The organism is Nostoc sp. DedQUE08, from assembly GCF_034530895.1.
Lineage (GTDB): Bacteria > Cyanobacteriota > Cyanobacteriia > Cyanobacteriales > Nostocaceae > Nostoc.
On record NZ_JAVRCD010000108.1, the window covers coordinates 1 to 14,772 of the forward strand.

General features: G+C 39.3%; 15 protein-coding genes and 1 pseudogene. 12 read left to right on the top strand and 4 right to left on the bottom strand.

Translation table 11 applies throughout. The features are described from left to right. Nucleotides 1-166: 166 nt before the first annotated feature. On the bottom strand, nucleotides 167-814 hold the full coding sequence (locus RMY64_RS35685; RefSeq protein ID WP_322702572.1) for a hypothetical protein: 648 nt from the start codon (nucleotides 812-814) through the stop codon (nucleotides 167-169). Between the two features lie 17 nt (nucleotides 815-831). Further along, nucleotides 832-1,044, bottom strand: a complete 213-nt coding sequence (locus RMY64_RS35690) for a DUF2997 domain-containing protein (RefSeq protein WP_322672977.1) — start codon at nucleotides 1,042-1,044, stop codon at nucleotides 832-834. A 262-nt stretch (nucleotides 1,045-1,306) separates the two neighbouring features. On the opposite strand from RMY64_RS35690, the gene RMY64_RS35695 reads away from it, so the two are divergent. Continuing rightward, a complete protein-coding gene (locus RMY64_RS35695; RefSeq protein ID WP_322702573.1) occupies nucleotides 1,307-2,509 on the top strand; it encodes a hypothetical protein in 1,203 nt (400 codons plus the stop codon). 50 nt (nucleotides 2,510-2,559) lie between these two features. Here RMY64_RS35695 and RMY64_RS35700 read toward each other — a convergent pair whose 3' ends face one another. Then, entirely contained in the window at nucleotides 2,560-2,730 is a 171-nt protein-coding gene (locus RMY64_RS35700) for a hypothetical protein (RefSeq protein WP_322686085.1), read from the bottom strand. Between the two features lie 116 nt (nucleotides 2,731-2,846). Between RMY64_RS35700 and RMY64_RS35705 the strand changes: the two genes are divergently transcribed. The 9 genes from RMY64_RS35705 (at nucleotide 2,847) to RMY64_RS35745 (ending at nucleotide 12,462) form a co-directional block, all read left to right on the top strand. Further along, on the top strand, nucleotides 2,847-4,109 hold the full coding sequence (locus tag RMY64_RS35705) for an STM4015 family protein (protein WP_322702574.1): 1,263 nt from the start codon (nucleotides 2,847-2,849) through the stop codon (nucleotides 4,107-4,109). Nucleotides 4,110-4,205: 96 nt separating this feature from the next. Beyond that, complete coding sequence (locus tag RMY64_RS35710; RefSeq protein ID WP_322702575.1) at nucleotides 4,206-5,357, top strand: hypothetical protein; 1,152 nt, start codon at nucleotides 4,206-4,208, stop codon at nucleotides 5,355-5,357. A gap of 263 nt (nucleotides 5,358-5,620) precedes the next feature. Continuing rightward, nucleotides 5,621-6,763 carry an STM4014 family protein gene (locus RMY64_RS35715; protein WP_322672982.1) on the top strand — a complete coding sequence of 381 codons (1,143 nt, stop codon included), beginning with the start codon at nucleotides 5,621-5,623 and terminating at the stop codon, nucleotides 6,761-6,763. A 35-nt stretch (nucleotides 6,764-6,798) separates the two neighbouring features. After that, on the top strand, nucleotides 6,799-7,512 hold the full coding sequence (locus RMY64_RS35720; RefSeq protein WP_322702576.1) for an SMI1/KNR4 family protein: 714 nt from the start codon (nucleotides 6,799-6,801) through the stop codon (nucleotides 7,510-7,512). Between the two features lie 11 nt (nucleotides 7,513-7,523). Continuing rightward, nucleotides 7,524-8,324 carry an STM4013/SEN3800 family hydrolase gene (locus RMY64_RS35725; protein WP_322672984.1) on the top strand — a complete coding sequence of 267 codons (801 nt, stop codon included), beginning with the start codon at nucleotides 7,524-7,526 and terminating at the stop codon, nucleotides 8,322-8,324. A gap of 73 nt (nucleotides 8,325-8,397) precedes the next feature. Beyond that, nucleotides 8,398-9,741, top strand: coding sequence for an STM4012 family radical SAM protein (locus tag RMY64_RS35730; protein ID WP_322672985.1), 1,344 nt, complete (start codon nucleotides 8,398-8,400; stop codon nucleotides 9,739-9,741). Nucleotides 9,742-9,822: 81 nt separating this feature from the next. Beyond that, nucleotides 9,823-11,091, top strand: a complete 1,269-nt coding sequence (locus RMY64_RS35735; RefSeq protein ID WP_322672986.1) for a HEAT repeat domain-containing protein — start codon at nucleotides 9,823-9,825, stop codon at nucleotides 11,089-11,091. A 75-nt stretch (nucleotides 11,092-11,166) separates the two neighbouring features. Continuing rightward, nucleotides 11,167-12,042, top strand: a complete 876-nt coding sequence (locus RMY64_RS35740; protein ID WP_322672987.1) for an STM4011 family radical SAM protein — start codon at nucleotides 11,167-11,169, stop codon at nucleotides 12,040-12,042. A 105-nt stretch (nucleotides 12,043-12,147) separates the two neighbouring features. Then, a complete protein-coding gene (locus tag RMY64_RS35745; RefSeq protein WP_322672988.1) occupies nucleotides 12,148-12,462 on the top strand; it encodes a hypothetical protein in 315 nt (104 codons plus the stop codon). On the opposite strand, the gene RMY64_RS35750 is transcribed toward RMY64_RS35745, so the two are convergent. After that, nucleotides 12,415-13,296 (bottom strand): DUF4419 domain-containing protein, encoded by an 882-nt coding sequence (locus RMY64_RS35750; RefSeq protein WP_322672989.1) that lies wholly within the window; start codon nucleotides 13,294-13,296, stop codon nucleotides 12,415-12,417. The genes RMY64_RS35745 and RMY64_RS35750 overlap by 48 nt on opposite strands. A 67-nt stretch (nucleotides 13,297-13,363) precedes the next feature. Between RMY64_RS35750 and RMY64_RS35755 the strand changes: the two genes are divergently transcribed. Both RMY64_RS35755 and RMY64_RS35760 read left to right on the top strand, forming a co-directional pair. Further along, nucleotides 13,364-13,843 (top strand): DUF6985 domain-containing protein, encoded by a 480-nt coding sequence (locus RMY64_RS35755; RefSeq protein WP_322672990.1) that lies wholly within the window; start codon nucleotides 13,364-13,366, stop codon nucleotides 13,841-13,843. A 387-nt stretch (nucleotides 13,844-14,230) separates the two neighbouring features. Next, nucleotides 14,231-14,686 (top strand): annotated as a pseudogene (locus RMY64_RS35760) (transposase); the annotation flags it as partial. Nucleotides 14,687-14,772 lie beyond the last annotated feature (86 nt).

Here is a 14,772-nt window from a genome sequence, read left to right on the forward strand (position 1 = left end):
TGTCATTTGTCATTTGTCATTTGTCATTTGTCATTTGTCATTGGGCATTGGGCATGGGGCATTGGGTATGGAGAATTGGGTAATAATCAATAGTTCTTCTTCCCCTGCTTCCCCTGCTTCCCCTGCTCCCCCTGCTCCCTCATCTCCCTCATCTCCCTCATCCCCCTCATCTCCCTCCTCCGGGCAAAGTGCGACTAACTTTCGCAGGGACAAGAATTTTTCCTTGATGTTGATAACCAACGAATCGGATGTAAACTAACTCATCTTCAGTAATATCTGCTGTGTCTGGTTGATGAATTTGAGGATTGTAAGGTACTTGTTCCCAAGGTTTCCCTATCTGTTCGTAACCCCATTTATTGAGGAGGTTATCTAAAGAGGTAAACATCGAAAGCAGATTTTTCGCAGGTAATTCTGGTTTAACCTGCACCATTTGAGGGATGCTGGGATAGTTTGTTAACAATGTCTGCAATTGCTCAAATGTCGAAGAACGTATTTCGTCTGTCAGTTCAAGACGCTGCTGCTGCAATTCTTCATGTAGTCGCAAGCCTTCCTGATATAGCGCTGCTTTTTCAGCAAGTAACTGTTCTATTTTTTGCTGCTCTTCTAAGTAATTTTTGCGTGTTGCCTTTAGTTCATTTTCTAGTAACTCAATTTGCGTAGATGCTAACCTGCTTGTTGCTAGACATCGCGCCAATTCTAACTTGTTAGTTTCCAAGTCTGCTTGGCGAGCGATCGCATCACTAATTGCTGGAATAATCAACAATAGAGTGCAAATCCCTATTGCGATTGTCAAAAGGCTTAAAAGAGAAAACATTCCTATCTGCATCCCTCTTAGATTTGTTTGAGAGACTGGTTTTGTGCCACTGTATCGCCCTCACCGCCTTCGTAATACTCAGGCAATAATTCTTGATTTTCAACTTCTCCTAAAGCCTTTTCAATTCCCGATGTTGTACTTGTACAACTTGAACCAGAAGAATTGATTACTGTTTCAGTAATTTTCCCATCTTTACCAATGCGATACTCAATTTTTTGATACTCAGCCATAAATAGACTCTTTTGATTTTTTAGGGTTTCGATCGTGTTGTACCAAATTCTAGCCAACGACAATTAACACTGGCACTAGTACAAATAAATACGTGAGAGCTTTCGCCAATAAATTAAAACAAATGTACTAGTTTAAGTCAATAAGATTTAACATAATTTACGCACAATCTTCATGGTTAGACGGTTACTTACACGCGCAATAGAGCGATCGCATTTTATCAATCCAGGGGAATGATAGACAGTAGTGCAAGCTGAAACCATCATGTCACAAAATCCCAACCAGCCAAGACCTTTTGATGTTGTTTTAGGTAGCCAAATACCTACCCCAGGCGATGCAGCAGTTTTAGGAGGACTGCCAGGAGTCAAACAACGGTTAGCCAGTACTGCCCCACAAAATCGGATTGCAGCGTTAAAAGAAGCCCTCCAGCACGGGGATGCAGGCTTAGATTTAGTCATCCAAGCTTTGCAAAATGAAGTTACACAAGTTAGGTGGGCTGCTTACTCGCTGTTAAGGCAAAGACAAGAACCTCTTATAAAACAGGCGTTACGCGAGTACAATCCTTGGCAAAAGCTTACATGTCTGCGTACCTTGGAAGGTCATTCAAGGTTTGTTAGCTGTGTCGTCTTCAGCCCTGATGGTCAAACTCTTTTCACTGGCAGTTGGGACACAACAATCAAAGTATGGGAGTTTGCAACAGGACGTTTAATTCGCACGCTCGACGGAGATGGATATTATATTAATTCCCTAGCCATTAGCCCTGATGGTCAAACTCTTTTCGTTGGACAGGAAAAGAATTTTATCAAGGTTTTGGATTGGCAAACTGGAAAAAAAATTAGCACTTTGCGTACTAGGTTACAAGCAAGATTTACGTCGATTTACGCTCTAGTCGTTAGTCCAGATGGGCAAATTCTTTTTAGTAGCGACTATTCACTCAAAGCCTGGGATTGGCAGATGGCAAAAGAACTTTACAACTTCTATGCTCATCAGAGTGAGATTTGTTGTCTCGCAATCAGCTTAGACGGACAAATATTGGTCTGTAGCAGTCAGAACAACAGCATCACCGTATGGGATTTACCCACAGCAAAGCAAATCCATATTTTGAAGGGACATTCAAAAGCAGTTACCTCCGTTGCCCTCACTGGTGATAAAAAAACTCTTGTCAGCGGTAGTTGGGACGGTTCTATTAAAGTGTGGGATTTGGAAACGGGAAAAGAAATTTACACTCTTATTGGAGATCAAACCCAAGTTAATTGTGTAGCGATTAGCCCAGACGGACAAACCTTCTTTAGCGGCGGTGAGGAAAATACAATCAAAGTATGGGATTTGCAAACCGGACAGCAGATGAACGCGCTAAGAGGGTATCAATCTCTTCTTATTAAGAGTCTTGCAATTAGCCCAGATGGGCAGAATCTGGTTAGTAGTAGCAGTTGGGAAAAAACTATTAAAGTGTGGGGACTTGCTTAAAGACAACATAACTATAGCAGGCATAGCAAATAATTCTGCTAAACCTTTTGTTAAGCGGGGATGGACAAGGTTACACTTCTACATTTTAAATCTCTCGTCCACCTGAATTTGATATCCGTTCCGTTGGTGAGGTGATTGGTCATATTGGCAGTGGTTGCGATCGCAGCGCTAATTGCTGGAACAATCAAAAGTAACGCCAAAAATCCTAAAAGGCTTTCCATAGAAAACATTCCCATTCCTCGATCGTCTACGTTGCTCGTATTTTTACTTGAGAGATTAATGTATGCGTATTCCGCATTTTTGGGAATTCTAATAAGGACTCAAAAGGTAAAACGCCATGACAAACAACCAAAATCAACCCAGAGATTATGATGCAGTGTTGGGAGGACAATCTCCGCCTCCTGTGGATGGAGTTGTTTTAGGAGGAATTGAGGGGGTTAAACGTTCTTTATCAAATCCTGTGATTACAGTCCGAATTGCTGCACTCAGCGAAGCCTTGAAATATGGTGATGCAGGGTTGGATGTATTAATTCAAGCATTGCAAGATAAATCGAGATTGGTACAGCGTTTTGCTTATCGACTATTAAAACAAAAAACAGAACGGCAAGTCAAACAAGCTTTGCAAGCATATAAACCTTGGAACTTAGAAGAGAGATTTAACGAGTATCAAGGGTATAAAAATGATCGTGTTACTCAATTTGCTAATCGGCAAGTTATAGAGTTTGATGCAAATGTAGGTATTGTTGAACCTGTTAACAATGCTTATGCTCTCAGGTTTGAATATGAAAATAATGATAATTTACCCAGGAAACTTAGTAGACTTCTGCAAGAAACCAACGCCGACAAATTAGAAGTTTTAGTGTTTGGTTTGTGGGCAGAAACATCACAGACTGATTCAAGTAGTATTGTCCAAGCTTTAGTTGATGCTAAACAACGTTTAACTAATCTCAAAGCTGTTTTTATTGGCGATCTTACTTCTGAGGATTCGGAAATATCTTGGATTCAACAAAGTGATATAAGTCCCATTTTGCAAGCTTATCCTAAACTGGAAATTTTGCAAATTCGTGGAGGCGATCGTTTACAATTTAGTCTGACGATACGACATAATTACCTCAAAGCGTTGATTGTTGAAACTGGGGGTTTAAGTCGGGATACTGTTGCCCAAATTTGTCAGATGAATCTGCCAGTATTGGAACATTTAGAATTATGGTTTGGTAGTGAAGATTACGGCGGAGATTGTTGGGTTGAAGATTTAAATCCGATTATTTTTGCAGAAAAATTTCCCAATCTAGTTTATTTAGGATTACGCAATAGCCAATTTACCGATGAAATAGTCAGCGTTATTGTAGGTTCTCCAATTCTTGATTATATCAGCGTACTTGACCTTTCAATGGGAACGCTGACTGATGCTGGTGCGGAAGAATTACTAAATTGTTCGGCGATAAATAATCTTGATATTCTCAATATTTCAGAAAACTTTTTATCCCAGGAAATGATTGATAAATTCTCTGGTTTGGATGTACGTGTTTTGGCAAATAATCAGAAAAAAGAAGATGACGATCGCTACATCGATGGCCGCTATTGTTCTGTTTCTGAGTGAAATTTACAGTAATGGGCGACTGGAAGTCGCGGCTACACAGACAAAACCCGCCTGCGCGGGTTCAGAAACTTTCTCTTAATTAGTTCAATTTTAGCTATGAATAATAATTCTAATCAACCCGGAGAATTTGACGCAGTACTTGGTGGAGAATTGCCACCACCAGTTCATGGTGTAGTTTTAGGAGGAATCGGAGGGGTAAAAACTCTGTTGAGAAATTCGGTTGCAGAAATACGATGTATAGGCATTACTCAGGCAGCAAATTACGGTAAGGAAGGCTTAGATTTAATAATTGAAGCCTTAAATGATTCTTCTGGACAGGTGCGGAGTCTTGCCTATAATTTATTGGAAGAAAAGGTAGAAGAGCCATTCTTGAAAGGTTCACGAATCAAGATAAAACAAGTATTATCTAATTTTGATAAGCTAGAGCTATTTACCACTTTAAAAGATTGGGTAATTCAGGATTTTAACCCTAGATATCCTCTTATTAATACAGCAAGTATCGGATATGAATTGAAGACTATTGAAGAATTTAACTTACTATTACAATACTCCCAAGTTAATCAGCTTCAAGCAATAGCTATAAAAATTGACGGGGAAGAAAATCGTATAATTTTTGAGATTCTATTAGAGAATTACAAGTATTTGACTGGACTCAAAGCTTTGTCCATTTTTCTTGGTAATAATTCTAGAGTGATAAGAGATCACAGCAGAGTTTTAAAAGTTTATCCTAACCTCAACTTACTAGAAATAAGAGGGTGTTGTGGCATTATTTTTGACAACGTACAACACAATAATTTGAAGACATTAATTATTGATAGTAGTGCTTTTATTCAGAACTTTGGCAAACTTGAATTACCTGGATTAGAGTATCTTGATTTAGGGTGTCACAATTTTGTTCCCATTAACATACGACGAAATATAGATATAAATTATTTAAAACATATTTACTCTGCTACTTGTTTTCCTAAATTAAGATATTTAGGCTTGAGATGTGGTAAAGATTATAACGATATTGCTTCTTCCCTGGTCAATTCAGGCATACTAAATCGCCTAATTGGACTTGACTTTTCGGATGGAGATTTGGGAGATAAAGGTGCTGAAACTTTATTTAATAGTCGAGTGATAAATCGTTTACATACTCTCAACGTTAGTAAGAATCATTTATCTCCAGACATGGTGGATAAGTTATCTAAACTGAAGTGTCGAGTAATTGCGGAATCACAGAAGTCTTATCGCCATAACTTTTAGCGTTAATAAACATATTTCATAATAATAACTTAAAGTCATGAACAAAAATCAACTTCACACCCTCAACATTTCTAAAAATTGTGTATCAGAAAGTATGGTTAAACGATTGTTACAGCTTAATTGTCAGGTGATTGCAGACGATCAAGAGGATGAAATCGAAAGAGGATGTGGAGGATCGCGATACTCTGCTTTGCATGAGTAATGAAGAATCTGAATTTGCCGATCGCTATTCTGCCCTCCACGAATAAATAATATATTAGATAATGCTAAACTTCATCCTCATCGCTAACCCCGAAAACCGCCGTGTCGGTTTCTTCCAACAAGCGATCGCCCATTTCAACTTACCACCAGCCACGGTAGTAGATTACGCCGACTTAATAGCAGGAAAACAAACTCTCGAACAATTCAATACACCCAACACTATTATCCGCTTCGACTCTCCAGAAAAAAACTTTGATGTTGATAAAGCCATCATTGCAGAAGGGAGTAGGGAAATTTTTTCTACTTCCAGTCATCAACATATCAGTGCAGAAGCCGCGACAAAATTAGAATTTGATAAAGGACTCATCCTCTATCCGCGACAGTGGTATTTAGGCTGGCGGTATCTGTTGCAAAAATGGGAAACACAGCTTACTCCCCTTCTCACAAATGGCGAGTTTATGAACCATCCCCAAGATATCGCTGTGATGTTTGACAAACCTGCTTGTCACGAAAGATTCAGCCGTCATAATATCCCCGTTCCGCGATCGCTTGGTAAAATCCACAATTACGAACATTTACGCGAACAAATGCAAATGCAGGGAATAGAACGAGTATTCGTCAAACTTTCTCACGGTTCCGCCGCTTCTGGAGTCGTTGCTTACCGTGCAAATTCGCGTTTTGAATCAGCTATTACCACTGTTGAACGAGTGCGAGAAAATGGGCAAACTCTGCTTTACAACTCCCGGAAAATTAGGCACTATACTCACCGCGAAGAAATTGCCGATATTATCAACATTTTGACAGCAGAAGGCGTACAAGCTGAAGAATGGCTACCCAAAGCACATTTACAAGAATGTGGTTTTGATGTGCGTGTGGTGGTTATTAATGGTGAAGCACAGCATATCGTTGTTCGCCTTGGTAAAAGTCCCATGACAAATTTGCATTTGGGAAATGAACGGGGAAATACTGAGGAATTTTTAGCAAAACTTGGTGTAGAAAATTGGGAGATAATGAAGCGAACTTGCGAACAAGCAGCAGCGTTATTTCCTAATAGTTTATATTGTGGAGTTGATTTACTAATTTTACCAGATTGGAAAACTCACGCGATTTTAGAGATTAATGCTTTTGGCGATTTGTTACCGGGTATTTTATGGAATGGAATGGATACTTATACCAGTGAAATTAAGGCGATTTTGGCAAAATAAATGTAGGGTGTGACTATAAATTAGGATTAACCAAAATGAACAACAATTTAAATCAACCTGGGGAATTTGATGCAGTACTTGGTGGAGAAGCGCCACCTCCTATTTATGGTGTAGTTTTAGGAGGAAATAAAAGGGTAAAAAGCTCTATTTTAACAGAATCTTTAAACAGAATATTAAAAAGCTTAGAAGAAAAAGATCCAGAAATTGCTTTGCTTTTACAACCAGGTTTAACCCGTAAAGAAATTGATCAAATAACTAAAGATTTACCTTTTAAGTTACCAGAAGAACTATATGAGCTATATCAATGGCGAAATGGATTATCTGATGATATAGGATTTGGCTTTGCTACATGGAATGGTATTATAGGAGGATTTAGCTCTTTAGAAGAAGCAATAACTGATTTTCAAAACTTAAGAATACGTGGTTGTCTATCTAATTTTCTTCGTATTTTTTTATTTTCTCATCAATTAGGAGGTGATTATTATGTTGTTAGCATAGATGAAATAACATATCCTGTATTTCATTTCAATGATAAGGATGAAAATTTTTCTATTCAACATTTAAAAGGAAGGACATTCTTCTCAAGTTTGACAACTCTAATGTATGCAATCGCAGAATGTTTTGAACGAGATGCAATATATAGTTACACTAACTCTAAAGAGCGCACATCTTTGGAGTATGACAAAGATAAAATCAACGCTATCATCCATAAATACAAAACAGGTAATTTTAAAATTTATAGAACATAATTTTTATTACCATGTTCAACATCAATCAAATCGTCGGAACTCATGATATCTTATTTATCACCTTAGATACATTACGTTACGACGTAGCCAAAGATTTACTCGCAGAAAAACGCACTCCAAACTTAGCAAAAGTACTCCCTAAAACAGGTTGGGAAGAACGTCATTCACCCGGAAACTTCACTTATGCTTCTCATCATGCGTTTTTCGCAGGCTTTTTACCCACACCTGTAACACCTGGAATTCACCCCCGTCTTTTTGCTTTGGGATTTGAAGGAAGTACTACGACAACTGATACAACTTGTGTGTTAGATAGCTCAAATATTGTTAATGGATTAGCTGCAAAGGGATATCATACAGTTTGCATTGGTGGAGTTGGTTTTTTCAACAAACGCAACCCTTTAGGTAATGTAATTCCCTCAATGTTTGCTGAAAGTTATTGGAGTCCAGAATTAGGTGTTACTAACCCCCAATCTACAGAAAATCAGGTAAATTTGGCGCGAGAAATTTTAGAAAAAACGCCAAATAATCAACGCATATTTTTATTTATAAATATTTCTGCTTTGCATCAACCAAATTATTTCTATCTTCCCAATACCAAAGATAAAATCGATACCATTGAATCTCACGCCGCAGCTTTGGAATATGTCGATCGCCAATTAGCCAAACTCTGGAATATTATACGACAAAGGCATTCTACTTTTTGCATTCTGTGTTCCGACCACGGGACAACTTATGGTGAAGATGGTTACACTGGACATCGACTTAGCCATCCTGTGGTTTGGACTGTTCCCTATGCAGAGTTTATTTTATGAAAACTCACGCAAAGGCGCAGCACTTCGGCTACGCTCAGTGACCGGCGCAGAGTTCTAAATTCTTTTAAATCTTATGCTGACAATCCAAAATCTTAAATCGAAAATTACCGAGTCTCCTTATCAAGCATACGTCTATTCTTACCCCCACAAAACAGCTTACCGTCCCCTCACTCCACCTGTGCATCTCCCAGAACTTTGGGCGCAGCAAGATAGACAAGCGCTGTTTCTCTACATACATATACCGTTTTGTGAAATGCGTTGTGGGTTCTGCAACCTGTTTACCACAGTCAGCCACAATGAAGATTTTATGAGTCAATATGTCCGCACCTTACAGCGACAGGCGCAACGAATGAAGGCGGTGTTGGGTGATGCGTCATTTGCTAGGTTCGCTATTGGTGGCGGAACTCCCACCCAATTACCGATTCAGCACCTCGAAACTATTCTCAATATTGCTGAAAGTACGATGGGTGCAAAGTTACAGGAAATTCCCATTTCTGTGGAAGTTTCGCCAGAAACCGCCACTGAGGATAAGTTAAAGTTGTTGCGATCGCACGCCGTCGATCGTGTTAGCATTGGTGTCCAAAGCTTCATCGATTCGGAAGTCTTAGCAACCCAGCGCCGTCAATCTACTACTCAGGTAGAAGCAACGCTGACAAGGATAAAAGAAATGGGATTTCCCACTCTAAATATTGATTTGATTTACGGTTTACCCGGACAAACAGTAAATAGTTGGTTGCAATCAATACAAGCTACCTTGCGCTTTAAACCAGAGGAAATTTATCTATATCCATTATACGTGCGATCGCTCACAGGTTTGGGACGCACAGATCGAGAATGGGACGATATTCGTTTAGCTTGTTATCGGGAAGGGCGATCGCTATTATTGTCACAAGGATATACGCAAGTTTCCATGCGGATGTTTCGACGCTTAGAAGAGGGACAATCTAGCAATCTTTCTCCCTTATCTCCCGTCTACTGCTGTCAAGCCGACAGTATGATTGGTTTAGGTTGTGGCGCACGTTCCTATACTAATACTTTGCACTATTCCAACGAATATGCAGTGGGAGCAAAGGGAATCAGCGAGATTTTACAAGCATATATTCAAACAGCCGATGAGTTATTTGAATACGCGCACTATGGCTTTCAACTAAATGCTGAAGAACAACGTCGGCGGTATATTTTGTTATCTTTGCTTTCCGATAAAGGATTGAATTGTGCCATTTATCGTCGGCAATTTGGTAGTGAAGTATACGCTGATTTTCCAGATTTTTCAGAACTGCTTGCTTTGAATTTGGCGATAAAAAATGAGGATATTTTGCAGTTAACTGAATTTGGAATTGAGCGTTCTGACACTATTGGCGCGTGGTTATTTTCTGAGAAAGTGCAGGAATTAATGCAGAATTATGAATTGAAATAGTAGGGTTTAAAAAATATTTGTAGAGAAGCAATTGATCGCGTTTTTACAGATATTTACATTACATCTACCGTTGGAGAAAATATGACAAACAATCAAAATCAACCCAGAGAATTTGATGCAGTGCTTGGAGGAGAAACAGCACCTATTTATGATGTTGTATTAGGTGGTATCGAAGGTGTCAAGAGACGTTTATTGAGTCAGTTTATAGAAGACCGAGAAGAAGCACTGAATGATGCACTTCAATATGGTGCATCAGGTCTAGATTTGATAATTCAATCTTTACAAGATAAATCAGGAAGGCTACGAAGATATGCTTGTGTTTTACTAAGTGAAAGAAATGAACCTCAAGCTATAGCGGCTTTGCAAAGTTATAAACCTTGGTTTTTAAAAGAACGCTGGGAACTAGAGAAACGTAAAGGATCGAGTTTCATAACATCGCACTCCCAAAAATTTGCAAATCGCAAAGTAGAAGAGTATGATCCACAGGTTGGTATAACTGACCCTGTAGGAACTGCATACGCTTTCCGAACTAATCGAGATGGAGACGAATTTATTGCAGATAAACTTGAATTACTTTTAGAAGATTCACGAGTTGACCAGGTAGAAGCGTTAGTTTTCGGAATGTGGCATTCAGACGTTTTTGAAAGTGATTCATCACAAAATATTGTTAATTTTCTTGTGAATGCTCAGGATAAATTAACTAATCTCAAGGCTGTATTCATAGGCGATGTCACAGATGATGAGTGGATGATTTCTCAAATGAGCCATAACTATATCAGCCCAGTATTAGAAGCGTACCCTAATTTAGAAATATTAAAGATTCGTGGTGGTAATACTCATAGGATGTTCAATCCAACACGACATAATAAATTAAAGGCTCTGATCATAGAAACAGGAGGACTGCGGAAAGAATCTCTATTACAATTGTACTCTCTTCAATTGCCAGCATTAGAACATCTGGAAATATGGTTGGGTAGCCTTAACTATAGATGCACTTGTTCTGTTGAAGATTTAGCTCCTCTTCTTTATGGAGATTTATTCCCTAATCTTATATATTTAGGGCTACGCAATAGTGAATATAGTAATGAGATAGTTCGTGAAATAGTTCAAGCACCAGTTTTGCAAAAAATTCAAGTGTTTGACATTTCTCTCGGAAATTTAACTGATGAAGGAGCAGAACTTTTACTTAATTCTCCTATAATCAACCAATTGGATATCCTCAATATATCAGAAACTTATGTAACTGATGAAATGCTTGAATTGCTTTGGGAAATGGATGTTCGTGTCATTGCAGAAGGTAATCGAGTTTATGAATATGAAGGTGATCGCTACTGCACAGTAGCCGAATAATTTAAATATAAATTTTTCTAAAATAGTAGGGTAAACATCTATCCTAAAAACTAAATTTTAAACTTTAAAACTAATATGCACCTCACCATCCTCTATCGCGGCCCTTTAATGAGTTGCAACTACGGTTGTGAATATTGCCCCTTTGCTAAACGCCAACAAACAGCCGCAGAATTGGCAATTGATAAACAATCTTTAGAACGATTTGTCAATTTTATTTTCCAACATTCCCAACATCAATTTTCAATTCTGTTTACTCCTTGGGGAGAAGCATTAATCCATTCTTACTATCAGCAAGCACTGATAAAATTAACGCAATTACCCAATGTTAATAAAGCAGCAATTCAAACTAATCTATCTTGTCACTTAGATTGGGTAGAGGAATGTAACAAAGATAAATTGGCGCTTTGGGCAACTTTTCATTCAGAATGGGTGTCACGCGATCGCTTCTTACAAAAATGCCTCAATCTAGACAACAAAAATATAAAATTCAGCGTTGGAGTTGTCGGTTTTCCCAAGTTTAAAACAGAAATAGCCGCTTTACGTCAGGAGTTACCAAACCACGTTTATTTGTGGATTAATGCTGTGAAAGCTGAACTTCCTAATTTATCACCAGAAAATCGAGAATTCTTTCAATCTATTGACCCGTTATATGAATTAAACACTCAACATTATCCTAGCTTTGGGTATTCTTGTCGGGCTGGAGAATCAGTGATTTCTGTTGATGGTGACGGGACAATGTACCGATGTCATTTTATTAAAACAGCAATTGGTAATATTTACGATTCTACCTGGGAAATAGCTTTGTTTGAACAACCTTGTACCAACCAAACTTGTCACTGTCATATTGGTTATGTTCATCTAGAATATTTAGAAATGAATAAGGTATTTGGTTCTGGTATTTTAGAAAGAATTCCTGATAATTGGGTTAATCAAAATTGTACTGTAATATAAATATCAATGTTTATCAATTTAACTAAAAGGGTCAGAGAAAGCCGCATTTTCTTCACCTTTGCACCCTACCACTGTAGAATTGTAAAAGATGTGGTGGATCGAATAATGGAGCGCACCAAAGCGCCAAATCCTTACTGTGTCGGAGAAGTGTGCCAAATCATTGCTAAGGATAATCCTAATTTACGAGGAAAAGGCGGGAATTGGTGCATTGTCAACCATGTAGGCGAGTTCAGCTGTACAGTGACAACGTGGAATGGACAATACACCGTGAGAATCGACCACTTGAAGCCACTGAACTACCTGGAGTCGGAATGTCAGCAGATGCAACTAATCAGCGATGCCTGCGGCGGGCTACGCTTACGCATCAGTAGATTACGGGAAAACGAGAACTTGGAATTTGCCAAGAATGACCGCTATTAGCATAAAGTATGGCTCCATCAAATCGCTCCAGGATTTGAATGTGTTCTTTGGGAACTGCATCAGAAAAGTTTGTATAAAATTCCGACCAATTAATAGGTGCTTGTGTAATGTGCTGCCTGAAGCTGTTTCCACAAATTCTCGGCAAATTGGCATTAAACGAGCAGTCCACCAGTCTAAATCATACTCAGCCATCATTTGAACGCGATCGCTGATACTTTGCCAATCTTCTACAGTACCCAACAGCGTAATCTCAGGAATGCCACACACGCAGTACATTACATAGTCAAAATATTTTTGGAAGGCATTGATAATTACGACATGACTAGCTATGTGAGTGATGGGTGTTGTAGTACTGAAGTTACACTCTAGCAATCGATATAAATCCGCTCCTACATAATTGCGGATATGCAATGCCCATTCTTGAACTGCTTGACTCCAGTGCTGGGGATGGCTGGGTATTTGTCGAGTTTCAACTATCAGTTGTTGTTTCCCCTGGTGATTAACCAAGCGCGATCGCAATGTTTCTGCATGATTGTTGATATGTTGAGCAAATCCTTGTGATAATGTTATCCAAATAATGTCAGGTGTTAACAATAACGGGCGGTGTTCGCTAAAGGCAGTGTGAACAGCAAGCGCCAGCGAATGAATACCTTGGTCTGGAATTACCTCAAACGTATCATTATGGCTAAATGCCAGCAGTTGTTTCCCTAATTGCTTTTCTAACTGAAATTTCGCACTTTTTACAGGTAATCGCTCCTCTGGGCTTTTGACATCATCTACACAAAAGCGAATCTTACCCACAGTTTTTTCAAGGATAGGTGCCAGTACTGTCATCAGCTAACTACGAACAAAGATCAACATATTTTTTCATAATTTTGATGAATAAAGGTAGTACCATTCGATGATGAAACCCCCAAAGAGTTACTACGATGCTGAATTTGGACAGATTATAATCGAAGATAACCACTGGACTTTAGCACAATGTGCTGTTTTAGGCGATCGCCGTGTACCGATTTGTGTGGATTTTGAACAGGGGCAGGTTGGGGAACTTTCATCGCTTCAGCGTGAAGCTATTCGGCAAGCTCTAGCCTTGCCACCCGATGTGTTACGCATCACTGCTCCTCTGGTGTTGCAAAATTATAATGTATATCGTGAGATGATTGGAGATGAATATATGCCTCTGTTGGCTAATCCCATTCAGGTCTGGGAGCAGGTCACTTTCTCATATATCTATGTGCCGCCCCACGTTGAGTATGACCTGCATATTGCTACCTTTGAGTTGATAGCTGAGTGTGACTGGGAAAAAGAACACGGCTTAGAAGTACGCTTTCGCAATGGAGTAGCAGACGATGCAGATCAGATAGGTGAAACAGGACGGTAAAAACTATCTTGTCTACATGTGATACATAAACAGCTACTAGATTGTTGAAGTGTGCCAAACCCTTGCCGCATAAAACCCGGAACTGAGAGGTAAAGGTGGGTGTTGGGGAATTGTCAACCATGTGAGCGAATTCAGTTGCACCGTCAGAACTTGGGATGGGGAATATACGGTTGGATTGCAGTACCTGAAGTCGTACAACTACTTGCCTGCCGAGTGTGAGCAGATGCGGATGATTTGCGATGCCTGCGGCGGGGCTGTTCGGTGTCGCATTGGTCGGGTATATTCCGATTCGTTGGAAGAGACAGTCAAAAGTCTGTTACAGTCGTTGGGAAAGCTGAATAGACCTTAAAAGCATTGAAACAGCCAACTTTGGTATCGCAAGAAGTTGGTTATGACTCTGGCAAAAAGATTAAGGGACGAAAACGCCATATACTTGTTGATACACTTGGTTTACTCATCGTTGTTGTCATCACTGCTGCCAATGTTAGCGAGCAAGCAGGTGCCAAACTAGTTTTTTCCAAACTCGATCAAGTCCGCGTAGGCGTAGCCCGCCGTAGGCATCGCTTCCGTCGTTTAATCACAATTTGGGTTGATGGCGGCTATCGTGGTAAGGGTTTTCAGCATTGGGTGATTGATATCTATCGATGGATTGTAAGTGTTGTCACCCGCCACGAAGAACAGAAGGGTTTTGTTGTATTACCCAAACGCTGGCTTGTTGAGAGGACTTTTGGTTGGTTTAATTGGTGTCGACGATTAAGTAAAGATTATGAAATCTTACCGGAAACGACAGAAACCTTTGTTTACGTTGCGATGATTCGTCTGATGCTCAAACAACTTGCGTGATTAAAATTACCTCTCAAAAACTTTTCAGACATCCTCTAAGCTCGACTTTATCCATTTTTGGCTACGGGTCATCACAAATGTAGGCG